We start from the raw sequence: 22894 nt of genomic DNA, 5'->3' as shown, positions 1-22894 counted from the left end.
TAATCATGCTCACCACTGTTCCCTGTGGGAGCGAGCCTGCTCGCGATCCGCCGAAGGCGGCCATCCACCCCAAGGCATAAAAAACGCCGCAGCCTCGAAGGCCTGCGGCGTTTTTTTACTGCAACCCGCTTACACGGTATGCAGGTACCAGTTGTACTCAAGGTCGGAGATGGAGTGTTCGAACTCCTCCAGCTCGCTTTCCTTGCAGGCCACGAAGATATCGATGTATTTCGGATCGATGTACTTGGCCATGACTTCGCTGTCGTCCAGCTCGCGCAGGGCATCGCGCAGGTTGTTCGGCAGGCTTTGCTCGTTCTGCTCGTAGCTGTTGCCTTCCACCGGCGCACCGGGCTCGATCTTGTTGACCAGGCCATGGTGCACGCCAGCCAGTACGGCGGCCATCAGCAGATACGGGTTGGCGTCGGCGCCGGCCACGCGGTGTTCCAGACGCACCGCATCGGCGGAGCCGGTGGGTACGCGCAGGGCCACGGTGCGGTTGTCCAGGCCCCAGGTTGGCGAGTTCGGCACGTAGAACTGTGCGCCGAAACGACGGTAGGAGTTCACGTTCGGGCAGAGGAAAGCCATCTGCGCCGGCAGGGTCTCGAGCACACCGCCGATCGCGTGACGCAGTGCGGCGTTCTGCTCGGGATCCTCGCTGGCAAAAATATTCTTGCCATCTTTATCCAGGATCGAAATGTGGACGTGCAGGCCATTGCCCGCCTGGCCCGGATACGGCTTGGCCATGAAGGTGGTGTCCATTTCATGGTCGTAGGCGATGTTCTTGATCAGGCGCTTGAGCAGTACCGCGTAGTCGCAGGCCTTGATCGGGTCGGCCACGTGGTGCAGGTTCACTTCGAACTGCGCCGGGGCACTTTCCTTGACGATGGCATCGGCGGGAATGCCTTGCTCCTTGGCTCCCTCCAGAATGTCCTGGAGGCAATCGACGTATTCGTCGAGGTCGTCGATCAGGTAGACCTGTGTCGAGTGCGGGCGTTTGCCGGAGATCGGCGAGCGGGGCGGTTGTGGGCGTCCATTCACGTTCTCCTGGTCGATCAGGTAGAACTCCAGTTCGAATGCCGCGCAGATGGTCAGGCCCAGCTCATCGAACTTGGTCACGACCTGGCGCAGGACTTCGCGAGGGTCGGCGAAGAAAGGGTCACCTTCAAGTTCGTGCATGGTCATTAACAGTTGCGCGGTAGGGCGCTTCTGCCATGGCTCGTTGCACAGGGTGTCAGGGATTGGATAACAGATCCGGTCAGCGTCGCCGATGTCCAGGCCCAGGCCGGTGCTTTCCACCGTGGAGCCGTTGATATCCAGGGCAAATAAAGAGGCCGGCAGGTTGATGCCTTTCTCGTAAACCTTGTGGAGGCTGGTGCGTTCAATGCGCTTGCCGCGCACCACACCATTCATATCCGCAATCAGAAGGTCAACGTACAGAACCTCAGGATGTTCCTTAAGGAACGCGTTCGCTTCGTTAAGCTGAACGGCACGCGGGGGTACCGACATGATGCAACACCTTTGTTGTTAAAAATATCAATCATTGATCTCTTCTAAACCCAGTCAACCCGAACGGCATGCCGAAGTCAAGCTGGGCCTTTTTTGCTCTAAAAAAGCACCTGCGGGGCTTTTTTGAGGCAATTTGGGGCGTTTTTTTCCCTTTGAGGGCAGTGGCGCCCGCAGGCTTGAGCGGGCCGTGTTGTATTTTTTACGGGGGTGTTGTGTAAAAAAATGAACAAGGCTAAGCTCGATTCAAACCCATAACAGCAATAATACCGGGGTGCTTCATGTCTCGCCTGCCGTTAATCGGCGTCACCACCTGCTCCAGGCAGATGGGTCTGCATGCGTATCACGTCAGTGGCGATAAATATTCCCGGGCTGTCGCGACAGCCGCCAAGGGCTTGCCAGTGCTGCTTCCGTCCCTGGCGGATCTGTTCCCGCCGTCCGATATTCTGGACGCCCTGGACGGCATTCTTTTTACTGGCTCTCCTTCTAATGTAGAACCTTTTCACTATCAGGGCCCCGCCAGCGCGCCGGGCACTGCTCATGATCCTGCACGGGATGCCACCACCCTGCCGTTGATCCGCGCCGCTGTAGCGGCCGGCATCCCGGTGCTGGGTATCTGCCGTGGGTTCCAGGAGATGAACGTAGCCTTTGGCGGCAGCCTGCATCAGAAAGTTCATGAAGTCGGAACGTTCATCGATCATCGTGAAGACGACACTCAAGCGGTGGATGTCCAATACGGTCCTGCCCACGCCGTGCATATCCAGCCTGGCGGTATTCTGGCAGGGCTGGGGCTGCCGCTGGCGATTCAGGTCAATTCGATCCACAGCCAGGGTATCGAGCGTCTGGCACCCGGGTTGCAGGCCGAAGCGGTGGCGCCGGATGGCCTGATCGAGGCTGTTTCGGTGCCAGGAGGCAAGGCTTTTGCTTTAGGTGTGCAATGGCACCCTGAATGGGAGGTAAGCTCCAACCCGTACTACCTTGCGATTTTCCAGGCATTTGGCGATGCCTGCCGGGCAAGGGCAACACAACGCGACGCCGATGCGTCAAACAACGCCTGACTACTAAATAGCAGCCAGGAAACTCACGCCTAGAGGCATTTATGAGTAACAACCTCGACCAGCTCACCGATTGGTTGAAAGACCATAAGATCACAGAAGTCGAATGCATGATTGGCGACCTGACCGGCATCACCCGGGGCAAGATTTCGCCGACCAACAAGTTCATTGCCGAAAAAGGCATGCGCCTGCCCGAGAGCGTTCTGCTCCAGACCGTTACGGGCGACTATGTCGAAGACGACATCTATTACGAACTGCTCGACCCTGCCGACATCGACATGATGTGCCGCCCGGACGAAAACGCAGTGTTCCTTGTGCCCTGGGCCATCGAGCCCACCGCCCAGGTTATCCACGACTCCTACGACAAGCATGGCAATCCCATCGAACTGTCGCCGCGCAACGTGCTCAAGAAAGTGCTCAAGCTCTATGCCGACAAGGGCTGGCAGCCGATCGTCGCGCCGGAAATGGAGTTCTACCTGACCAAGCGCAGCGACGACCCGGACTTCCCGTTGCAGCCGCCCATTGGCCGCTCCGGTCGCCCGGAAACCGGCCGTCAGTCGTTCTCGATCGAAGCGGCCAACGAATTCGACCCGTTGTTCGAAGATGTCTACGACTGGTGCGAACTGCAGGAGCTGGACCTCGACACGCTGATCCATGAGGACGGCACGGCGCAGATGGAGATCAATTTCCGTCACGGCGACGCCTTGTCCCTGGCCGACCAGATCCTGGTGTTCAAGCGCACCATGCGCGAGGCGGCGCTCAAGCACAACGTTGCCGCCACTTTCATGGCCAAGCCCATGACCGGCGAGCCCGGCAGTGCGATGCACCTGCACCAGAGCATCATCGACAAAGACACCGGCAAGAACGTCTTTTCCAATGAAGACGGGACCATGAGCACGCTGTTCCTGAATCACATTGGAGGTCTGCAGAAGTTCATCCCCGAGCTGCTGCCGCTGTTTGCCCCCAACGTGAACTCGTTCCGCCGCTTCCTGCCGGATACGTCGGCGCCGGTGAACGTGGAATGGGGTGAAGAGAACCGCACCGTGGGCCTGCGCGTGCCGGAAGCCGGGCCGCAGAACCGTCGGGTGGAAAACCGTTTGCCGGGCGCCGACGCCAACCCGTACCTGGCGATCGCCGCCAGCCTGTTGTGCGGCTACATCGGCATGGTCGAAGGCATCAACCCGAGCGCGCCGGTGGTGGGGCGAGGGTATGAACGTCGCAACCTGCGCCTGCCACTGACCATCGAAGATGCCCTCGAGCGCATGGAAAACAGCGCCACCATCGAGAAATACCTGGGCAAGAAATTCATCACAGGCTACGTCGCGGTCAAGCGGGCCGAGCATGAAAACTTCAAGCGCGTCATCAGTTCGTGGGAGCGGGAATTCCTGCTCTTTGCCGTCTGAAGCGCCGGGCGGGACTGCTTCAGGCAGTTCCGTCCCCACCGATCTACAAGGAGAATTCGCATGACCGGCAACAATCCGCAAACCCGTAAATGGCAGGCCCTGAGCAACGATCACCACCTGGCGCCATTCAGCGACTTCAAGCAGCTCAAAGAGAAAGGCCCGCGCATCATCACCCACGCCAAGGGCGTTTACCTGTGGGACAGTGAAGGCAACAAGATCCTCGATGGCATGGCCGGCCTCTGGTGCGTGGCCGTCGGCTACGGCCGCGACGAACTGGCCGACGCCGCCAGTCAGCAGATGCGCGAGCTGCCGTACTACAATCTGTTCTTCCAGACCGCTCACCCGCCGGTGCTGGAATTGTCCAAAGCCATCGCCGACATCGCCCCTGAAGGCATGAACCACGTGTTCTTCACCGGCTCCGGCTCCGAAGGCAACGACACCATGCTGCGCATGGTCCGCCACTACTGGGCGATCAAGGGCCAGCCGAACAAAAAAGTCATCATCAGCCGCAAGAACGGTTATCACGGTTCGACCGTGGCCGGCGCGAGCCTGGGCGGCATGACGTACATGCACGAGCAGGGCGACCTGCCGATCCCCGGCATTGTCCACATCGCCCAACCGTACTGGTTCGGCGAGGGCGGCGACATGAGCCCGGAAGAGTTCGGCGTATGGGCGGCCAACCAGCTGGAAGAAAAGATCCTGGAAATCGGCGTGGACAATGTCGGTGCCTTCATCGCCGAGCCGATCCAGGGCGCGGGCGGAGTCATTGTGCCGCCGGACAGCTACTGGCCGCGCATGAAGGAAATCCTCGCCAAGTACGACATCCTGTTCGTGGCCGATGAAGTGATCTGTGGTTTCGGTCGCACAGGTGAGTGGTTCGGTACCGATCATTACGGGTTGAAACCCCACATGATGACCATCGCCAAGGGCCTGACCTCCGGTTACATCCCCATGGGCGGCCTGATCGTGCGTGACGATGTGGTGGCAGTGCTCAACGAAGGCGGCGACTTCAACCACGGGTTTACCTATTCCGGTCACCCGGTAGCCGCTGCGGTGGCCTTGGAAAACATCCGCATTCTGCGCGACGAAAAGATCGTCGAGCGTGTTCATGGCGAAACGGCACCCTATTTGCAACAGCGCCTGCGGGAACTGAACGATCATCCGCTGGTGGGTGAGGTACGCGGTGTCGGCTTGCTGGGGGCGATTGAACTGGTTCAGGACAAGGCCACGCGCAAGCGCTACGAAGGCAGGGGTGTGGGCATGATCTGCCGGCAGTTCTGTTTTGATAACGGGCTGATCATGCGCGCCGTGGGTGACACCATGATCATTGCGCCGCCGCTGGTGATCAGCAAGGCCGAGATCGATGAACTGGTGACCAAGGCGCGGCACTGCCTGGACCTGACGCTCAGTGCGTTGCAAGGCTAAGTGCTAGGCTCTGAGCGAGGCGCCCGTACGGGCCTCGTCCGGCGTAAACAAAAGGCTGGGCTTTTGTTGAAAGGCTGGCCTGTAACTTGCCAGACTACCGGCTGTTCAAGTTGCCCGCGAGCCGGCTACTGAACGACGGCTAAGAAGAATAACTGGAGCATTTTTCATGAAGGCATTAGGCATGAAGACATTAGGTATGAAGATGGCTGGCAAGACCCTCCTCGCCATGTCCCTGACGGGCGTGATGGCGAGTGCTGTTCAGGCGGACGACAAAGTGCTGCACGTCTATAACTGGTCCGATTACATTGCACCGGACACGGTCGCCAAGTTCGAGAAAGAGACGGGGATCAAGGTCGTCTACGACGTGTTCGACAGCAACGAGACCCTGGAAGCCAAGTTGCTGGCGGGCAAGTCCGGTTATGACATCGTGGTGCCGTCGAACAACTTCCTGGCCAAGCAGATCAAGGCCGGTGTTTACCAGGAGCTGGACAAGTCCAAGCTGCCGGACTGGAAGAACCTGGACACCGACCTGCTCAAGGCCGTGGGCGATGCCAGCGACAAGGGCAACAAATATGCCTTCCCCTACATGTGGGGCTCCATCGGTATTGGCTACAACCCGGAGAAGGTCAAGGCCGCACTGGGTATCGACAAGATCGATTCGTGGGACGTGGTGTTCAAACCGGAAAACATGGCCAAGCTCAAGAGCTGCGGCGTGAGCTTCCTCGATGCACCGACCGAGATGATCCCGGCGGCACTGCATTACCTGGGCAAGCCGACCGACAGCAAGGACAAGGCTGACCTGAAGGCCGCTGAAGACCTGTTCCTGAAGATTCGTCCTTCGGTTGCCTATTTCCACTCCTCCAAATACATCTCAGACCTGGCCAACGGCAACATCTGCGTGGCCGTGGGCTACTCCGGTGACCTGGAGCAGTCCAAGGAGCGCGCCAAGGAAGCGGGAGACAAGGTCAAGCTCAGCTACGTCATTCCAAAAGAAGGCGCCGGCACTTTCTACGACATGGTCGCCATTCCCAAGGACGCCGAGAACGTCGAATCCGCCTACAAGTTCATGAACTTCCTGATGCAGCCGCAGATCATGGCTGAAATCACCAACGCCGTACGTTTCCCGAACGGCAACAAGGCGGCCACGCCACTGGTGGACAAGGACATCACCAGCGATCCGAGCATCTACCCGTCTGACGAAGTGAAGAAGCAGCTGTATGCAATCAGTGATCTGGATGCCGGCACGTTGCGTCTGATCACCCGCAGCTGGACCAAGATCAAGTCTGGCAAGTAAGCCGGTCTGAGGCATCTTCCTGTTGTCGCCGGCATCGCGGCGGCGGCAACGGGAATAATTAAATGACTAAAAGTTTTGCTGGATCGGTTTATCGAGGGTAAGTTGCGCGCCGGTTTTGTTGCAGGGCACATCGCTGCCAGGTAACGGGGGCAACTTGGGCCCAACTATTTAAGAGGACCTCCACGTGCCTGTTTTTTCTTTGTTACGCAATGCCATGCTGATCGGTGCCGGACTGACGCTTGCCGTCAGCGTCCAGGCTGCCTCCACCGTGCATATTTATAACTGGTCGGATTACATCGGCGAGACCACCCTGGCGGACTTTGAAAAGGCCACGGGGATCAAACCGGTGTACGACGTCTTCGACTCCAACGAAACCCTGGAAGGCAAACTGCTGGCCGGTCGTACCGGCTACGACGTGGTCGTGCCGTCCAACCATTTTCTGGGCAAGCAGATCAAGGCCGGGGCGTTCCAGAAGCTCGACAAGTCGCAGTTGAGCAACTACGCCAACCTGGACCCGGTGCTGCTCAAGCGCCTGGAAAAGAATGATCCGGGCAATCAGTACGCCGTGCCTTATCTGTGGGGCACCAACGGCATCGGCTACAACGTCGAGAAGGTCAAGGCTGCACTGGGCGTCGACAAGATCGACTCGTGGGCCATGCTGTTCGAACCGGAAAACATCAAGAAACTCTCCAGCTGTGGCGTTTCGTTCCTCGATTCGGGCGACGAGATGATCCCGGCGATGCTCAATTACCTGGGCCTGGACCCCAACAGCCAGAACCCTGAAGACTACAAGAAGGCCGAGGCTCAACTTCTCAAGATCCGGCCTTACGTCACCTACTTCAACTCTTCCAAATACATCTCCGACCTGGCCAATGGCGAGATCTGCGTGGCTGCCGGTTTCTCCGGTGACATCTTCCAAGCCCGCGAACGTGCTGAAGAAGCGAAAAAGGGCATCGAGATCGCTTATGTGATTCCCAAGGAAGGCGCCAACCTCTGGTTCGACATGCTGGCGATCCCGCGCGATTCCTCCAACGTCAAAGAAGCCCACGCCTTCATCAACTATTTGCTCAAGCCTGAGGTGATCGCCCAAGTCAGTGACGCCGTCGGCTATGCGAACCCCAATCCCAAGGCCGGCGAGTTGATGGACCAGCAAGTGCGCACCGACGAAGCGGTTTACCCACCGCAAGCGGTCATTGACAAGCTGTACGTCAACTCCGAGCTGCCGCCCAAGATCCAGCGCGTCATGACCCGCAGCTGGACCAGGGTCAAGTCAGGCAAATAGCGTCAAGCGCTTTAACTATTCCAAGGCTCGTCCGCGCAGGGCGAGCTGCAAATTTTGTGGGAGTTTCGTAAATGGCAGTTGCCTCCGGCGCCTATAAGAAAGCCCTCGAGGGCGACCAGACACCCAAGCAGGTGTTGGTCAAAATCGACCGGGTCACGAAAAAGTTCGACGAGACGATTGCCGTGGACGATGTGTCCCTGGAAATCAAGAAAGGCGAAATCTTCGCCCTGCTCGGCGGTTCGGGATCGGGCAAATCCACCTTGCTCCGCATGCTGGCGGGTTTCGAACGGCCCACGGAGGGGCGCATTTTCCTCGACGGTGTAGACATCACCGACATGCCGCCCTATGAGCGGCCGATCAACATGATGTTCCAGTCCTACGCCTTGTTCCCCCACATGACCGTGGCGCAGAACATTGCTTTCGGCCTGCAGCAGGACAAAATCCCGAAAGCCGAGATCGACGCCCGCGTGGCCGAAATGCTCAAGCTGGTGCAGATGAGCCAGTACGCCAAGCGCAAGCCGCATCAGCTCTCCGGCGGCCAGCGTCAACGTGTGGCCCTGGCCCGTTCCTTGGCCAAGCGGCCCAAGCTGTTGCTGCTCGACGAACCGATGGGCGCCTTGGACAAGAAGCTGCGCTCGCAGATGCAGCTTGAGCTGGTCGAGATCATCGAGCGGGTTGGCGTAACCTGCGTCATGGTGACCCACGATCAGGAAGAGGCCATGACCATGGCCGAGCGCATCGCGATCATGCACCTGGGCTGGATCGCCCAGATCGGCAGCCCGATCGACATCTACGAAACCCCCACCAGCCGGCTGGTCTGCGAGTTCATCGGCAACGTCAACATCTTCGAGACCGAAGTGGTGGACGACGCCGAAGGCCACGCGGTGCTGACTTGCAAGGACCTGGACCGCAACATCTACGTGGGCCACGGCATCAGTACCTCGGTGCAGGACAAATCGGTCACCTACGCCATCCGCCCGGAAAAACTGCTGGTCACCGCCGAGCAGCCGGACTGCGAGCACAACTGGTCCAGCGGCAAGGTCCATGACATCGCCTACCTGGGCGGCCATTCGGTGTTCTACGTCGAATTGCCGAGCGGCAAGCTGGTGCAGTCCTTTGTCGCCAACGCCGAGCGCCGTGGTCAGCGTCCGACCTGGGGCGACCAGGTATTCGTGTGGTGGGAAGACGACAGCGGCGTGGTGCTTCGCTCATGAACATGCGCAAATTCAAACGCCGACTCGACCGAATAACGCCCGGTGGCCGTCAACTGGTCATCGGGGTGCCCTTCATCTGGCTGTTCCTGTTCTTCATGCTGCCGTTCTTCATCGTCCTGAAGATCAGTTTTGCCGAAGCCGACGTGGCCATTCCGCCGTACACCGAGATCTACAGCTACATCGACCAGAAGCTGCAGGTGCTGCTCAACTTCAGTAACTATGTGCTGCTCAGCGAAGATGATCTGTACATCGCCGCCTACCTCGGCTCGCTGAAGATGGCCCTGATCAGCACCGTCTTGTGCCTGCTGATCGGCTACCCGATGGCCTACGCCATCGCCAAGGCCCGCCCGGACCTGCAAACGGTGCTCCTGCTGCTGATCATGATGCCGACCTGGACCGCGATCCTGATCCGCGTCTATGCGTGGATGGGCATCCTCAGCAACAACGGTCTGCTCAACGGCTTTTTGATGAGCATGGGCTGGATCAGCGAACCGCTGCAGATCCTCAACACCAACCTGGCGGTCTACATCGGCATCGTCTACTCGTACCTGCCGTTCATGATCCTGCCGCTCTACGCCAACCTGGTGAAGCATGACCCGAGCCTGCTGGAAGCGGCGTCCGACCTGGGGTCGAGCACCTTCAACAGTTTCTGGAAAATCACCGTGCCGCTGTCCAAGAACGGCATCATCGCCGGCTGCATGCTGGTATTCATCCCGGTGGTGGGCGAGTTCGTGATCCCGGAACTGCTGGGTGGCCCGGAAACCCTGATGATCGGCAAAGTGCTGTGGCAGGAATTCTTCAACAACCGTGACTGGCCGGTGGCGTCCGCGCTGGCAGTGGTGATGCTGGCGATCCTGATCGTGCCCATCATCCTATTCAACCGCAGTCAGGCCAAAGAAATGGAGGGCAAGGAATGAAGCGCTTCAGTTTTTCAAGCCTGATGCTGGTGCTGGGTCTGCTGTTCATCTATGCGCCAATGCTGATCCTGGTGATTTACTCCTTCAACGCTTCGAAACTGGTGACGGTGTGGGGCGGCTGGTCGATCAAGTGGTACGTCGGTCTGCTGGACAACAGCCAGTTGATGGGCTCGGTGGTGCGCTCGCTGGAAATCGCCTGCTATACGGCGATCGCCGCGGTGGCCCTGGGTACACTGGCGGCCTTCGTATTGACCCGTATTACTCATTTCAAGGGCCGCACGCTGTTCGGCGGCCTGGTCACCGCACCACTGGTGATGCCGGAAGTGATCACCGGTCTGTCGTTGTTGCTGCTGTTCGTGGCGATGGCGCAGATGATCGGCTGGCCCCAGGAGCGTGGCTTGGTCACGATCTGGATCGCCCACACCACGTTCTGCTCGGCCTATGTGGCGGTGGTGGTCTCGGCACGCTTGCGTGAACTGGACCTGTCCATCGAAGAAGCGGCCATGGACCTGGGGGCGCGGCCGTGGAAGGTGTTCTTCCTGATCACCATCCCGATGATCGCGCCATCGCTGGCGGCGGGGGGCATGATGTCGTTCGCCTTGTCGCTGGACGATCTGGTGCTGGCGAGTTTCGTCTCCGGCCCGGGCTCGACAACCTTGCCGATGGAAGTGTTCTCGGCGGTACGCCTGGGGGTCAAACCGGAAATCAATGCCGTGGCGAGCCTGATCCTGCTGGCCGTATCGTTGGTAACTTTCCTGGTCTGGTACTTCAGCCGCCGCGCCGAAGAAAACCGCAAGCGGGCGATCCAGCAAGCTATCGAAGAAAGCGCCGCCGACTCCTGGAAACAGCCAGACCCGCGCCGGGCAGCCGCGCCGGTCTGACCGGACGCTGAGTCACTGTGGGAGCAACTGTCTTGGATGGTTTATTTAGCCATCCTTTCCAGGGACAGCGAAGCTCCCACAGGTCTTTTTGTTGCCCACAAATCCGGGGGCAGGCCCAAGTCCAATGTGGGAGCGAGCCTGCTCGCGATAGCGGCGTAGCAGTCAATGAAGATCTCAGTGATCGCCTCTCACTTCTTCAACGCATCATGCGCTTCCAGCGCCCGCAGGGAGTAGATATACGCCGCGCCGGCATTCAGCGAAACCGCAGTGGCCAGGGTGGCGGCGATCTCTTCGCGGGTGGCGCCGGCCTTGATGGCTGCATCAGTATGCACGCCGATGCAGCCGTCACAGCGGGTCGTGATCGCCACGGCGATGGAGATCAGCTCCCGGGTCTTGGCATCCAGCACGTTGTTATCGGCCGCGGCTTCATCCAGGGCCATGTAGGCCTTGACCATTTTCGGATTGCTTTTGCCCAGGGCGCCGAAGGCACTTTTGATGGTGGGCAGCAGTTCGGACCAGTTGATGAACATGGGGTTGACTCCATAAAGAGGGGTAGTTGTTAAACCCTTCCAGTCTTGACCATAAATAACGCCCAAGCCTGTTAATTGATGAAAAGCGTTGCCTGTCATTGGGCTCAGGGTTCGGCCCCGACCGGCAGCAGCTTCAAGGTGCTGCGGGTATTGGCCATCACTTCTATTTCGGCCAGATGCGCCTGGTAGTACAGCCCTTCGATGTAAGACTCGGCCTGATCCGCGTAATGCGGGTCGAACGGCACGCCGCTTTGGCCGACGGGGTTGACGGTGACGCTGTGGGCCGGATCGGCGAAATCGATGATGCGCCGGGTGGAAGGGCCATAGGTCACTGGCCAGGGCGCCGGGCCGATTTTGGCCGAGAGGTTATTGGGCACTTCATGGGTGCCGGGTGCAGCAAAGGGGCCGACGTTGAAGATCCGGTCCAGCGGCTTTTGCAGGCCCAGTGGATGACCATGGGTGAGGGTGTGCGCCTTGCCCCATTGCCATTGGCTGGCATCGTCACCGAAGGTGGCCTTGAGGTGCGCCAGGCTCTTGCCCCAAGCGCTCATCACCGTGTCGACACGGGTCTCCTTGCCCGGGGTGGTGCGATCGTCCCACCAGGGCGAATCCTCTGATGCCGCCAGGCGTGGCAGCGCGGCGTCGATCACTCGGGTCGACAGCGCGGTTTCGAAGAGCTCGTCGCCCAATTCATCGTGCAGCGCGGCGTCGGCCAGGTTGAAGAGGAACTGGTTGAACAGTGTGGCGCTGATGGAGCCCAGCGGATAGTCGCCCTGCCATTGGGCCAGTTGCTCCACCCATTTGCGTTCCTGGGGGTCGCTGACCTCGTTACGCAGCACCGGTAGCAAAGGCGCGAGCAAGCGCCGGCCGTAGGGGGTGGTGGTGCCCAGTTGCAGTTCACGTGTGGTCTCGATGTCCCACTTGGCCTGCTTGTCGCCCAGTTGGAGGTTGAGTTTCTGGCCGCGGTCGGCAAGGTTGTAATAACCCGGAATTTCCATGCCGCTGGCCGATACCGGCTGGAAATTGGCTGACACGATGTAGCCTCGCGCCGGGTTTTCTTCCTGGGGGTTGCTGCTGAAGGGGTAGAAACCCTCCTTCTGCGCCTCTGCGCTGCCGCCATCGAGCATGAAACCGGGCTTCACGCCGGCCGGCCGCTTGGGCAATTGCGCCGCGGCCCACCAGCCGATATCGCCCTTGGCGTTGGCCCACACCACATTCAGCCCTGGCGCGTGGATCTTGGCTGACGCGCTGCGAGCCTTGGTCAGGGTGTCGGCGCGATTGAGCTGGTAGAAGGCTTCGAGGATCGGGTTGCGGCTTTCCAGGAACCCCCACCACATGGCGATGGGGGTCTTGCCGGCGTGGGCGCCGAGGGCGTCGTTGACGATCGGGCCATGGGGCGACTGGCGCAGCTGCAGCGTCACCGGCGCCTGGCCCTTGACTGCGATCTGTTGTTCGCTGCGGGTCATGTCCACCCATTGGTCGCGATACCAGACCTGCTCGGGATTATCCGGGTTGACCCGTTCGACGATCAGGTCCAGGTCGTCGTTCTGGAACATCGTGACGCTCCAGCCGAAATCCTTGTTCATGCCCAGCGTCGCAAAGGGCATCAGCGCCTGGTAATGCCCGTAAAGCTCGAAACCCGGGGCCGACAGGTGCGCCTCGTACCACACCGACGGCGCGGAAAAGCGAATATGCGGGTCGCCCGCCAGCAACGGTTTGCCGCTGTGGGTGCGGCTGCCGGAGACCGCCCAGGCGTTGCTGCCTTCGAACTGCGGCAGGCCGTTTTCGGCCAGGGCCTGTTCACTGAGACGGGCCAGGGCGTTGAGGTCTTTCCAGTCGGCGGCGGCCAGGGGCAGGCCGCTCTTGCGAGTCTCGGCCAGCACGCCATTGGGCTGCCAGTCGAGGTCGAAAATGTTCAGGTAGTCGCTGCCCAGTTGATCGCGCACGTAAGTCAAAAGCGGCTCGGTGCGAAACGCGGCCGCAAAGCTGTAGGCCATGTAGCCGGCAATGCTCACGGTGTCCTCTGCGGTGAAAGGACGCTTGGGGATGCCCAGCACATCGAACTCCACCGGTCTGGCGTGGGTTTCCTGGTAGCGGTTGATGCCATCCAGGTACGCCTGCATCGCGATCCAGGCCGGGGACTGTGGGTCCTGTTCCGTCAGATAGGTCGCGGCGCGTTCGCGAATGCGCAGGCTGCGCATCAGTTTGTCGGTGTCGAGCAGCTTCGGCCCGAGTACCTCGGCCAGTTCGCCACGGGCGAGGCGGCGCATGATCTCCATTTGAAACAGCCGGTCCTGGGCATGGACATAACCCAGGGCGCGGTACAGGTCGGTTTCGTTTTCAGCACGGATATGCGGCACGCCGCGTTCGTCGTAGCGCACGGTCACCGAGCCTTGCAGACCTTGCAGCTGCACCGTGCCCTGGCGGGTGGGCTGCTTGCTGTAGAGGTAGCCGCCCGCGACGATGATGGCGGTGACGACCAATGACAGGAAGGCGATGAGGGTGCGTTTCATGCTAAATCCTTATTGAGTGACAGCGGTCCCATGGTTTCGCTGTTTATTCCCATGTTTAACATGCCGCCGGGTGTCTGCGTATCCTTGCTTGGGGGATTTTCCCTGCGGCCTATTCTTTGGCGGATGTGTCCTGCCCCCACGGGCAATAACACCCTACCGCCAGCGTGTGGGTCGCATTCACCGCCCGGCCGCTGCTCAGGGCCTCGAGAATCGGCTCGATGAAGCTGTTGCTCGAATTGCAGGTCAGGCCTTCGCTGTAGGGGCCGAAGTACGCCAGTTTGCCGCTGCGATCCCAGATCGCTACTGCCGGACTGGCGGGAATCTGGCTTGAGCCGGGGAGCACCGAAAGCGGTTTGAGGCTGCTCAGCGTGGTCGGCAATTGGCCCTGACTGCCGGTTTTTTGGACTGCATAAAACTCGACACCTTGGGGGGCGTATTTCTCCACCAGCTCGGAAAGGTGCTGTTGGTTGCCGACGTTGCATGGGCAGGCGGGATCCCAGAAATGCACCAGACGGATCGGGCCAGGGCCGGCCAGGCCGGGGGGGAGGCGCAAAGGGTCGCCGGAAAATACCGCCGTGTGTTCACTGAACGCTCGCAGAAAGCGGCCCTGAAACCAGTCGTAGGCGATCCACAACACGGCGGCGCACCCGAGGGCAAGCAAGCTGGCAAGCAAGGTCGTTCGGTGGGACGGGCGCATGGAGTCGATCCTCTGAGGCCACGTAGCTTGCCATGCCTGGCGCGACAGATGAATATCGCAGGCCTACAAAGTCTGTTTCGCGCGTTGCGCTTTTATGTGGAAATCCTATGCCCGTCAGTTTCGACCCCGATCACCTGCGTGCCAGCCTGCAACCTTTGGCTCAGTGGCAGCCGCTGTCTGCGCAGGCGCTGGCTTATCAGCGGTTCTACGGCCTGGATTTCCCCCACCGCACGTTGCGCAAGGGCCTGGGGCGTTTCGAGATAGACGGATATGAGTTGGTCGGTCAGGTCTGGTGGCCGGAAAAAGCGCTAGCGACGCTGTTTCTGTTCCACGGCTATTACGACCATATGGGGTTGTACCGGCACTTGATCGAGTGGGCGCTGGAGCAGAAATTCGCCGTGATCGCCTGCGACCTGCCGGGCCACGGCCTGTCCAGTGGCGAACGCGCCAGCATCGGTGATTTCGCCGAGTACCAGGCCACGTTGCAAGGCCTGCTGACCGAGGCCGGGACGCTGGAGCTGCCGCAACCCTGGCATCTGTGCGGACAAAGCACCGGAGGGGCCATCGTGGTTGATCACGTGCTCAACCAAGGCCAGCACAGCCCTGCCCAAGGTCAGGTCATACTGCTGTCGCCCTTGGTGCGGCCGCGGGCCTGGGGCTGGTCGCGCCTGAGTTACTACTTGCTCAAACCCTTTGTAACCGGCATCGCCCGACGTTTCAGCGAGAACTCCACCGACCCGGACTTCCTGCCATTCCTGCAAGCCGACCCGTTGCAACCGCTGCGCCTGCCCACCGCGTGGGTCGGAGCGTTGGGGCAATGGATCAAGCGTATCGAAGTCGCCCCGAGCAGCCCGCGCCAGCCCTTGATCGTGCAGGGCCAGGCGGACATGACGGTGGATTGGGCGCATAACCTGCAAGTGTTGCGCAGCAAGTTCGATCGGCCCCAGGTGCTGATGTTGCCCGAAGGCCGGCATCACCTGGCGAATGAGGCGCTGGCGATGCGGCAGGAGATGTTTGGATTTCTGACGAAGCGGATGAGCCGGGTTCGGCGCTGACCGGGCTATTGCTATCGCGAGCAGGCTCGCTCCCACACTGGTTTTTCGACGATCACAAAATCTGAGTTCACTCAAACACCCTGTGGGAGCGAGCCTGCTCGCGATAGCGGTGTCAGGGGCGCTGAAGATCTATCTATTGCCCGAGAGTCTGCCCCACCGCCAACCCCGCCCGAATCGCTGCCAAGGCCGCTTGATAATAAGCCTGGCCCTCAGCCGACTCGGCGAAGGTGGCGAACTCCTCCAGCTCGGTGTCCGTCAGGTCGCGGTAGACGTACAGCAGTGTGTTGTTCAGGTCTGCGCCGATCTGCTCCATCAGACGCTGGCGCTGACCGTTCAGCATGCCCTGGGCCTGGCCGGCACCCAGCAGGCCGGGGATCATCGAGCTCAGGCTGTCCGCCGCCACGCCGGCGATCGCCAGGCTGACTTCGGCGCCGGCCTCGCGGGCGGGCAGGGACTGGGCCAGATGGCCGATGATCAATAGGCGGTTGTCACTGACTTGCATCTTCGGCAGGCCCTTGGCGTTCTTCGCCAATTGGTCGCGACGGGTCGCCAGCAGCTCGGCTGCCACGACTTTGCGGCCCAGGGGCGACTGAAAAAAACTCAGGGCCGGGGCTGGGTCGGTGAGGTTCTTGCGCAATTGCGCCTCGGCCCGCTGGTCCATGGCCTGGGGGGCAAAGCGTTGATTGCTGTTGTTGACCAGTGCCTGGAACACTGCCGGTGGCAGGCTGCTCTGGTAACGCTGCTGCGCGGCGCTCAAGGCGTCATTGAAATGCGCCCGTTGTTCCGGCCAGCCGGCGACCTTGTACAACTGGTCGTAGCTGTCTGCCCAGGTGGGCAACGCACAGAACATCAACAATGAGAAAAGCAAACGGCGCATAGGGACTCCTGTCAGCAGCCGACTATTCTCCGTGGGGTGTGGGGACTTGTCGAGAATTCGTATCAAGTTCCTGCGCCTGCGCCATCAGGCGTGACAAACCCGCTGCGCGGCGCTGTCGGTTTTGCAGGCACAGGAATACTATGCGCGCCATGCAAATACCTTCTGATCACCCACTGCTGTTACGTATCGTCGACGACCTGGCCGAGCGCGGCTGGTCGCAGCAGAATATCTTCCTGCCGGACGCGCTGACCCGCGCCCTGGCAGCCGAATGTCGCCAGCGCGCCGCCGAAGGCGAACTGGCCCCGGCGGCGGTCGGGCGCGGGCCGTTTTCGGAGATTCGTGAAGGGATTCGGGGTGATCGTATCCAATGGATCGAGCCCGGTCAGGCGCAAGCGTGCGACCGTTACCTGGGCTTGATGGACAGCTTGCGGGAGGCGATCAATCGCGGGTTGTTCCTGGGGCTGGAGGATTTCGAAAGCCACTTCGCGCTGTACCCTCCTGGCGCCTTCTACCTCAAGCACGTCGACCGCTTTCGCGATGACGATCGACGCATGGTGTCGGCGGTGCTTTACCTCAACGACGCCTGGTTGCCGGAGCATGGCGGCCAGTTACGCATGTACCTGGACGATGGCGTGGAGCACGACGTGGTGCCCACCGGCGGTTGTCTGGTGGTGTTCCTGTCGGGGGACATCCCCCATGAAGTCCTGCCGGCGGCGCGAGATCGCCTGTCCTTGACCGGCTGGTTCCGGCGCCGCGGCACCGAGGTGTTCTGAGCATGGAAAAGATCCTCGTCAGCCGCTGCCTGCTCGGACACCGCGTGCGCTACGACGGCGGTGCCAGTGGCCCGTTCGATCAGCTTCAACGCTGGCTCGACGAAGGTCGGGTCGTGCCGCTGTGCCCGGAAGTCGCCGGCGGCTTGCCCACGCCTCGGGCGGCGGCAGAAATTCCCGGTGGGCAAGGCACGCAGGTGCTCGACGGCCAGGCGACGGTGATCACCACCGAGGGTGAAGACGTCAGTGAACAGTTTCTGTCCGGCGCGTATCAAGCGCTGGAGCGGGTGCGCGAACACGCTATCCGTATCGCCGTGCTCAAGGCCAACAGCCCGTCGTGCGGCAATCTGTTGACCTACGACGGCACGTTCAGCGGCGTGAAAGTGCCTGGCGAAGGCGTGACGGCGGCCTTGCTCAAACGTCATGGGGTGCAAGTGTTCAGTGAGTTGGAATTGGCAGAAGCTGCGGCGGCGCTCAGTGCCTTGACCGACGAATAAGCACCGGTAGCGACACTCTCATCGCGGGCAAGCCTTGCTCCCACAAATCCCCTTGCCACAGGGGTTGTGTCATCTAGAGCTGCTCGGCCAACTGCTCGATCTGTTCCTGGCGTTCCGATTGGCTCAACCGCGCCTGCGGATTAAGCGACGACCATTGCGGGTACGCTCTGGCCTTGTTCAGCGCTTCGGGCAGTTTGCCCTCGCGCCAGGTTTTATCCTGGGGTGTGGCGATGTGGATGCTGTCCATTGCCGCATGGCCGCGCTGGTTGAGGGCTTGCAACAGTTGCCGTTGGCGCAGGGCCAACAGGCGTAGCACACTGTCGTCCACTGTCAGCTCCCGCTGGCCCTTGAGCTTGCCCATCAACCTGTTCCCGTAGCTGCGGGCGGTTTGCAGGGCGCCACCGGCAATGGCGCCGGCCAGGGCGGCGGCGCCGAGGGTCAGACCGCCCACCAGCAAATCCACGCCGGCACCGGCCGCTGCGCCCGCCGCGATCCCGCCACCCACACGCACACCTAGCTGTTTGAGGGTGTCAGGATTGAACAGGTCATCGCCCCAGCGGCCGTCGAGTAGAGGCAAATCGCTGGCGGCGGCGTCCTGGGGGCGGAAGGCGTAGAGCTTGAGCAAGGCTTCGACGCAGCGCTGCTCCCGTTGACGCACGGCGTTGCGCAGCTCGCTGATGGCCTGTCGTTCCAGCTCGGCATCGCTGGCTACGCTGCGTCGGCAAGCGGCGCAATCGATCAGCAGTTCGGCGATCAAGCGCTGCGCGCTCCGTTGACGGGCCAGCCGTTGGGCCTGTTGATCGGCGACCAGTCGTTCCAGTTGCCCACGGGCGCTTTCCAGCAACAGCGCGAGGCTTTCATACAGGCGTCGCTCGCCATCCTCGGGCGGAGCGACGCTGTCGAAACGCACCAGAGCGTGCAGCCCCAACCGTGCCAGGGCTTCGCGCCAGTCGGGCTCGCGGTGGCTGGCGCTGCTGACGAAATTCAACACTGGCAGCAGCGGTTTGCCGCAACTGGCGAGCACTTGAAGCTCATCCCGGTACTTGGCCAGCACCGGCTCTCGCGCATCGATCACATAGAGTCCGGCATCGCTGGCGAGCAATTGTCGCAGCACTTTGGCTTCCTGTTCGAAGCGTTGTCGTGCCTCGCTGCCGTCCAGGAATCGCGCCAGGCGTGCCGGCCCGTCCAAGCGCTCACCGGGGCGCTCCAAGCGTTCGAGGTAGTCAAGCAGGGCGATGGCGTCTTCCAGGCCCGGCGTGTCGTACAGCTCCAGCAACGCTTCGCCGTCCACCGACAGGCGCGCGCCCTCGACGTGTCGGGTTGTGCTGGGGCGGTGGGACACTTCGCCGAAGCCGACGTCCCGGGTCAGTGTGCGCAGCAAGGAGGTTTTGCCCACATTGGTGTGGCCAACCACGGCCAGCTTCAGCGGCTTGGTGGGTTCAGTCATGGCCGGTCTCCAGCCAGTTCAAAGGCGCGCAGTCCGCGAAGGGCAATTGCAACTGTTGCAGCGCGTTGTGCCAATCGCCCAGGCGTTCAGCGTCCAGCGCTTGCCCGGGCGGTGCCTGCAACAACCAGATGCGGGTGGCGCCGGCGCTGCGGGCCAGTTCGGCGATCAGCGCCAGGCTGCCACGATCCGGTGAACGTCGTGGGTCGCAGGCAATCGCCAGGCGCGCGGGAGGAAAGCGTGACAATTGTTCGAGGAGTTTGTGGCGCGATTCGCGGCTGTCGAGCACTCCGGCGTTTTTCACCGTGCCTGGCAGTTTCGGTGGCCAAGGCCGGTCGTCCAGTTCGATCGCCACCAGCAGCGCACCGTCGCTTTGCAGCGCGCCAACGTCACTTTCAATTTGATGCAATTGCGCGGGCGCGGCATCGCTGATCCCCAGGCGCTCGCTACTGGGCATCAGCCGCTCCCGCAGTTGGGCATAACCTGGCAGGTTCAAGTCCAGGCGCAGCGTGGCGCGGCCGCGACGCCAGCGCCACAGGCACACCAGCGCCAGACACAGGCGCGGCAACACGCCGTAGACCAGCGTCACGCCCACCAGCCAAGCGGCCCAGGCCTGGCGGGCGCTTTCGATATTCAGCGCGGCATCGCCACTGGCGCGAATCATCTCTTCGGTTGGCCCGCTCAAACCCAGTAGGGCGGGCAGGGCGCCGAGGGCCTGGGTCATGACGACGAAGGTCTCACCGCCGAGAATGGTGGTTTCCCATACAAAACCGTAGCGCCGGGTGGCCATCAGCATCAGTACGATGACCAGCGCGCTGAGCATCGCCAGCAGCCACAAACCATTGACCAGCGCACCGAGGGCCCAGCGATTGAGCTTGTGCCGTTGCAATAACAGCAGCAGGGCTGGCGCCAGTTGCGCAGCCTTGGCATCGCGGGCGAGTTTTTCGCTGAGCCACAACCACAGGCGCCCCAGCGTTGCACCTTGCTCACCCGCAAAGATCAGGCCCAGGGCCCAGCCGATAAGCAAGATCAGGTTTAACGCCAACAGGCTGCCCAGGGCCCAGAACACATTGACCGGCGTGTGTCCGTCGCCGAGTGCGGCAAAGCCCAGGCCAGCGCCACTGATGATGGCGAGCACAGCCATTATGATCAGCGCCAGGCGCGCCCCTTGCAGCCAGTGATGCAAAGCCTGGCTGAGCCCGTCGCGCTCGGCCAGCCAGCGGGCGCGGTGACGGATACGGCTGGATAAATCGCCACCCGCCGCGCGGGCCAGGCGATTGGCCTCCTGATCTTCGAGCGGGCCGGCGTGTTCTTCACGCAGACGTACCGTCTCGGTCAACCAGAGGTCGTGCAGTTCTGTCAGAGGCTCAGACACAGGCGCTTCCGTCGCAAATGAGGGTTGAGCATAACCGCTGTGGCCTCTGGTATCCTCGCCGGCATGAAAAAAACACTCCCTTTAAGCCTGATCGCAGCCCTCGGTGAAAACCGTGTGATCGGCGTCGACAACAGCATGCCCTGGCACTTGCCGGGGGACTTTAAATACTTCAAGGCTACCACCTTGGGCAAGCCCATCATCATGGGCCGCAAGACCTGGGACTCCCTGGGGCGGCCGCTGCCGGGGCGCTTGAACATCGTGGTCAGTCGTCAGCCTGGCCTCTTGCTGGAGGGCGCGGAAGTCTTTTCCACGCTGGAGGCAGCGGTGGAACGGGCCGAGGCGTGGGCGTTGCAGCAGGGTGTCGACGAACTGATGTTGATCGGCGGCGCCCAGCTGTACGCCCAGGCCCTGGAGCAGGCGGACCGACTGTACCTGACCCGTGTGGCGCTGAGCCCGGACGGCGATGCCTGGTTTCCGGCGTTCGATTCGAGCCAGTGGAAACAGGTGTCGAACCAGCCGAATCCGGCCGAGGGCGACAAGCCGGCCTACAGCTTTGAGGTGTGGGAAAAGCTGTAAGCCATGTGGGAGCAAAGCTTGCTGGCGATTCAGACGACGCGGCGCTTCAGTCGAACCGCATCCGTTCTTCGCGAGCAAGCTTTACTCCCACAAGTATCGGGCAATCAAGCCTGCACCAACTCCCCATGCTCCTCGGCATCCAGCAAAGCCTTGTCGGTCTGCTGCATCACCTGGCTGGTGATCGCCCCGGCAGTGATCGAACCGCTGACGTTCAACGCTGTGCGGCCCATGTCGATCAGTGGCTCGACGGAAATCAGCAGCGCCACCAGTGAAACCGGCAAGCCCATGGCCGGCAGCACGATTAGCGCGGCAAATGTCGCGCCTCCACCGACACCGGCCACCCCGGCCGAGCTCAAGGTCACGATCGCTACCAGCGTCGCGAGCCACACCGGATCCAGCGGGTTGATGCCCACGGTCGGCGCGACCATCACCGCCAGCATGGCCGGGTAGAGGCCGGCGCAGCCGTTCTGGCCGATGGTGGCGCCGAACGACGCGCTGAAGCTGGCAATGGCCCGTGGAATGCCGAGGCGGCTGGTCTGGGCTTCGATACTCAGCGGGATGGTCGCGGCGCTGGAGCGGCTGGTGAAGGCGAAGGTCAGGACCGGCCATATCTTGCGGAAAAAACGTAACGGGTTGATTCCAGCGGCGGACACCAGCAGACCGTGAACCACGAACATCAGGCCCAGACCCAGGTACGACACCACCACGAAACTGCCAAGCTTGATGATGTCCTGGACGTTGGAGCCGGCCACCACTTTGGTCATCAGCGCCAGCACGCCGTACGGGGTCAGCTTCATCACCAGCCGCACCAGACGTGTCACCCAGCTTTGCAGGGTGTCGATGGCGTTGACCACTTTCTGACCTTTTTCCACGTCATCCTTGAGCAATTGCAGTGCCGCGACACCCAGGAAGGCCGCGAATATCACCACGCTGATGATCGAGGTCGGCTTGGCCCGGGCCAGGTCGGCAAAGGGGTTCTGCGGAACGAACGAGAGCAGCAACTGCGGGATATTCAGGTCTGCGACCTTGCCGGCATAGTCGCTCTGGATCACCTGCAGGCGTGCGATTTCCTGGCTGCCGGCCACCAGGCCTTCGGCGGTGAGACCGAACAGGTTGGTCAGGCCGATACCGATAAGGGCGGCGATGGCGGTGGTGAACAGCAGTGTGCCGATGGTCAGGAAGCTGATCTTGCCCAGGGATGAGGCGTTATGCAGGCGCGCTACCGCGCTGAGAATTGAAGCGAAGACCAGCGGAATCACGATCATTTGCAGCAACTGCACATAGCCGTTGCCCACCAGGTCAAACCAGCCGATCGAGGCTTTCAGCACCGGATTGCCGGCGCCGTAAATCGTGTGCAGGACGGTGCCGAACACCACGCCCAGCACCAGTGCCAGCAGGACTTTTTTGGCCAGGCTCCAGGTGCTGTGACGGGTTTGCGCCAGACCAAACAGCAAGGCGAGGAACACCAGCAGATTGAGGATCAGCGGCAGATTCATCAAAAAAACTCCGATAGGACTTGTGCCAGTCGCCTGAAGCCGCGACTGCGAGGCGGGAAGCCTAACAGCCTGATATCTAATGAATTAATA

Annotated in this window: 20 protein-coding genes; 12 read left to right on the top strand and 8 right to left on the bottom strand. The window is 61.3% G+C overall.

The annotated features are described in order from the left end of the window. Positions 1-129: 129 nt before the first annotated feature. Complete coding sequence (locus GKKCFE_RS24395; protein ID WP_047226058.1) at positions 130-1506, bottom strand: glutamine synthetase family protein; 1377 nt, start codon at positions 1504-1506, stop codon at positions 130-132. A 278-nt stretch (positions 1507-1784) separates the two neighbouring features. Between GKKCFE_RS24395 and GKKCFE_RS24390 the strand changes: the two genes are divergently transcribed. The 8 genes from GKKCFE_RS24390 to GKKCFE_RS24355 all read left to right on the top strand — a co-directional run bounded on the left by GKKCFE_RS24390 (position 1785) and on the right by GKKCFE_RS24355 (position 10974). Further along, positions 1785-2561, top strand: coding sequence for a gamma-glutamyl-gamma-aminobutyrate hydrolase family protein (locus GKKCFE_RS24390; RefSeq protein WP_445577198.1), 777 nt, complete (start codon positions 1785-1787; stop codon positions 2559-2561). 41 nt (positions 2562-2602) lie between these two features. Beyond that, complete coding sequence (locus GKKCFE_RS24385) at positions 2603-3961, top strand: glutamine synthetase family protein (RefSeq protein WP_047226056.1); 1359 nt, start codon at positions 2603-2605, stop codon at positions 3959-3961. A 60-nt stretch (positions 3962-4021) separates the two neighbouring features. Beyond that, positions 4022-5386 carry an aspartate aminotransferase family protein gene (locus GKKCFE_RS24380; protein WP_047226055.1) on the top strand — a complete coding sequence of 455 codons (1365 nt, stop codon included), beginning with the start codon at positions 4022-4024 and terminating at the stop codon, positions 5384-5386. A gap of 181 nt (positions 5387-5567) precedes the next feature. Continuing rightward, on the top strand, positions 5568-6680 hold the full coding sequence (locus tag GKKCFE_RS24375) for a polyamine ABC transporter substrate-binding protein (protein ID WP_076386499.1): 1113 nt from the start codon (positions 5568-5570) through the stop codon (positions 6678-6680). Between the two features lie 214 nt (positions 6681-6894). After that, entirely contained in the window at positions 6895-7962 is a 1068-nt protein-coding gene (locus tag GKKCFE_RS24370) for a polyamine ABC transporter substrate-binding protein (RefSeq protein WP_139049040.1), read from the top strand. Between the two features lie 71 nt (positions 7963-8033). Further along, a complete protein-coding gene (locus GKKCFE_RS24365) occupies positions 8034-9176 on the top strand; it encodes an ABC transporter ATP-binding protein (protein ID WP_047226052.1) in 1143 nt (380 codons plus the stop codon). Further along, complete coding sequence (locus GKKCFE_RS24360; RefSeq protein ID WP_047226051.1) at positions 9173-10093, top strand: ABC transporter permease subunit; 921 nt, start codon at positions 9173-9175, stop codon at positions 10091-10093. Before GKKCFE_RS24365 ends, GKKCFE_RS24360 begins: the two co-directional genes overlap by 4 nt. After that, positions 10090-10974 carry an ABC transporter permease subunit gene (locus GKKCFE_RS24355; protein WP_139048922.1) on the top strand — a complete coding sequence of 295 codons (885 nt, stop codon included), beginning with the start codon at positions 10090-10092 and terminating at the stop codon, positions 10972-10974. Before GKKCFE_RS24360 ends, GKKCFE_RS24355 begins: the two co-directional genes overlap by 4 nt. Positions 10975-11162: 188 nt before the next feature. On the opposite strand, the gene GKKCFE_RS24350 is transcribed toward GKKCFE_RS24355, so the two are convergent. The 3 genes from GKKCFE_RS24350 to GKKCFE_RS24340 all read right to left on the bottom strand — a co-directional run bounded on the left by GKKCFE_RS24350 (position 11163) and on the right by GKKCFE_RS24340 (position 14714). Then, positions 11163-11504 carry a carboxymuconolactone decarboxylase family protein gene (locus GKKCFE_RS24350; protein ID WP_047226049.1) on the bottom strand — a complete coding sequence of 114 codons (342 nt, stop codon included), beginning with the start codon at positions 11502-11504 and terminating at the stop codon, positions 11163-11165. 104 nt (positions 11505-11608) lie between these two features. Further along, positions 11609-14017: a penicillin acylase family protein gene (locus GKKCFE_RS24345; protein ID WP_139048924.1), complete on the bottom strand. Its 2409-nt coding sequence runs from the start codon at positions 14015-14017 to the stop codon at positions 11609-11611. Between the two features lie 109 nt (positions 14018-14126). Then, complete coding sequence (locus tag GKKCFE_RS24340) at positions 14127-14714, bottom strand: DUF6436 domain-containing protein (protein ID WP_047226047.1); 588 nt, start codon at positions 14712-14714, stop codon at positions 14127-14129. A 107-nt stretch (positions 14715-14821) separates the two neighbouring features. On the opposite strand from GKKCFE_RS24340, the gene GKKCFE_RS24335 reads away from it, so the two are divergent. After that, on the top strand, positions 14822-15769 hold the full coding sequence (locus GKKCFE_RS24335) for an alpha/beta hydrolase (protein WP_047226046.1): 948 nt from the start codon (positions 14822-14824) through the stop codon (positions 15767-15769). Between the two features lie 133 nt (positions 15770-15902). Here the strand turns inward: GKKCFE_RS24335 and GKKCFE_RS24330 are convergent, their stop codons facing one another. Beyond that, the gene (locus tag GKKCFE_RS24330; RefSeq protein WP_188251420.1) at positions 15903-16646 is read right to left on the bottom strand and encodes a DUF2059 domain-containing protein; all 744 of its coding nucleotides are present in this window, start codon (positions 16644-16646) and stop codon (positions 15903-15905) included. A 140-nt stretch (positions 16647-16786) separates the two neighbouring features. Here GKKCFE_RS24330 and GKKCFE_RS24325 point away from each other — a divergent pair, with 140 nt between their 5' ends. Together GKKCFE_RS24325 and GKKCFE_RS24320 are read left to right on the top strand one after the other, a co-directional pair. Next, on the top strand, positions 16787-17419 hold the full coding sequence (locus tag GKKCFE_RS24325) for a 2OG-Fe(II) oxygenase (protein WP_047226044.1): 633 nt from the start codon (positions 16787-16789) through the stop codon (positions 17417-17419). Positions 17420-17421: 2 nt separating this feature from the next. Continuing rightward, entirely contained in the window at positions 17422-17913 is a 492-nt protein-coding gene (locus GKKCFE_RS24320) for a DUF523 domain-containing protein (RefSeq protein WP_139048926.1), read from the top strand. Positions 17914-17986: 73 nt separating this feature from the next. Here GKKCFE_RS24320 and GKKCFE_RS24315 read toward each other — a convergent pair whose 3' ends face one another. Both GKKCFE_RS24315 and GKKCFE_RS24310 read right to left on the bottom strand, forming a co-directional pair. Beyond that, positions 17987-19360 carry a DUF3482 domain-containing protein gene (locus tag GKKCFE_RS24315; protein WP_445577197.1) on the bottom strand — a complete coding sequence of 458 codons (1374 nt, stop codon included), beginning with the start codon at positions 19358-19360 and terminating at the stop codon, positions 17987-17989. Continuing rightward, positions 19353-20720 carry a DUF2868 domain-containing protein gene (locus tag GKKCFE_RS24310; protein WP_445578066.1) on the bottom strand — a complete coding sequence of 456 codons (1368 nt, stop codon included), beginning with the start codon at positions 20718-20720 and terminating at the stop codon, positions 19353-19355. Before GKKCFE_RS24310 ends, GKKCFE_RS24315 begins: the two co-directional genes overlap by 8 nt. A gap of 75 nt (positions 20721-20795) precedes the next feature. Here GKKCFE_RS24310 and GKKCFE_RS24305 point away from each other — a divergent pair, with 75 nt between their 5' ends. Continuing rightward, complete coding sequence (locus tag GKKCFE_RS24305; RefSeq protein ID WP_188251417.1) at positions 20796-21308, top strand: dihydrofolate reductase; 513 nt, start codon at positions 20796-20798, stop codon at positions 21306-21308. A 104-nt stretch (positions 21309-21412) separates the two neighbouring features. On the opposite strand, the gene GKKCFE_RS24300 is transcribed toward GKKCFE_RS24305, so the two are convergent. After that, positions 21413-22804 carry an L-cystine transporter gene (locus tag GKKCFE_RS24300; RefSeq protein ID WP_445577196.1) on the bottom strand — a complete coding sequence of 464 codons (1392 nt, stop codon included), beginning with the start codon at positions 22802-22804 and terminating at the stop codon, positions 21413-21415. Positions 22805-22894 lie beyond the last annotated feature (90 nt).

The sequence above is a fragment of the Pseudomonas sp. E141 genome (genome assembly GCF_052659885.1).
The sequence above is the reverse complement of the archived record's forward strand: the minus strand, read 5'-3'. Positions and strand labels throughout refer to the sequence as shown.

Coding starts and splice junctions, on each gene's coding strand:
- GKKCFE_RS24340 (WP_047226047.1), bottom strand. CDS start 14,714: ATGCGCCCGTCCCACCGAACGACCTTGCTTGCCAGCTTGCTTGCCCTC.
- GKKCFE_RS24305 (WP_188251417.1), top strand. CDS start 20,796: ATGAAAAAAACACTCCCTTTAAGCCTGATCGCAGCCCTCGGTGAAAAC.
- GKKCFE_RS24370 (WP_139049040.1), top strand. CDS start 6,895: ATGCTGATCGGTGCCGGACTGACGCTTGCCGTCAGCGTCCAGGCTGCC.
- GKKCFE_RS24375 (WP_076386499.1), top strand. CDS start 5,568: ATGAAGACATTAGGTATGAAGATGGCTGGCAAGACCCTCCTCGCCATG.
- GKKCFE_RS24335 (WP_047226046.1), top strand. CDS start 14,822: ATGCCCGTCAGTTTCGACCCCGATCACCTGCGTGCCAGCCTGCAACCT.
- GKKCFE_RS24395 (WP_047226058.1), bottom strand. CDS start 1,506: ATGTCGGTACCCCCGCGTGCCGTTCAGCTTAACGAAGCGAACGCGTTC.
- GKKCFE_RS24325 (WP_047226044.1), top strand. CDS start 16,787: ATGCGCGCCATGCAAATACCTTCTGATCACCCACTGCTGTTACGTATC.
- GKKCFE_RS24320 (WP_139048926.1), top strand. CDS start 17,422: ATGGAAAAGATCCTCGTCAGCCGCTGCCTGCTCGGACACCGCGTGCGC.
- GKKCFE_RS24315 (WP_445577197.1), bottom strand. CDS start 19,360: ATGACTGAACCCACCAAGCCGCTGAAGCTGGCCGTGGTTGGCCACACC.
- GKKCFE_RS24385 (WP_047226056.1), top strand. CDS start 2,603: ATGAGTAACAACCTCGACCAGCTCACCGATTGGTTGAAAGACCATAAG.
- GKKCFE_RS24390 (WP_445577198.1), top strand. CDS start 1,785: ATGTCTCGCCTGCCGTTAATCGGCGTCACCACCTGCTCCAGGCAGATG.
- GKKCFE_RS24365 (WP_047226052.1), top strand. CDS start 8,034: ATGGCAGTTGCCTCCGGCGCCTATAAGAAAGCCCTCGAGGGCGACCAG.
- GKKCFE_RS24355 (WP_139048922.1), top strand. CDS start 10,090: ATGAAGCGCTTCAGTTTTTCAAGCCTGATGCTGGTGCTGGGTCTGCTG.
- GKKCFE_RS24350 (WP_047226049.1), bottom strand. CDS start 11,504: ATGTTCATCAACTGGTCCGAACTGCTGCCCACCATCAAAAGTGCCTTC.
- GKKCFE_RS24330 (WP_188251420.1), bottom strand. CDS start 16,646: ATGCGCCGTTTGCTTTTCTCATTGTTGATGTTCTGTGCGTTGCCCACC.
- GKKCFE_RS24380 (WP_047226055.1), top strand. CDS start 4,022: ATGACCGGCAACAATCCGCAAACCCGTAAATGGCAGGCCCTGAGCAAC.
- GKKCFE_RS24345 (WP_139048924.1), bottom strand. CDS start 14,017: ATGAAACGCACCCTCATCGCCTTCCTGTCATTGGTCGTCACCGCCATC.
- GKKCFE_RS24300 (WP_445577196.1), bottom strand. CDS start 22,804: ATGAATCTGCCGCTGATCCTCAATCTGCTGGTGTTCCTCGCCTTGCTG.
- GKKCFE_RS24360 (WP_047226051.1), top strand. CDS start 9,173: ATGAACATGCGCAAATTCAAACGCCGACTCGACCGAATAACGCCCGGT.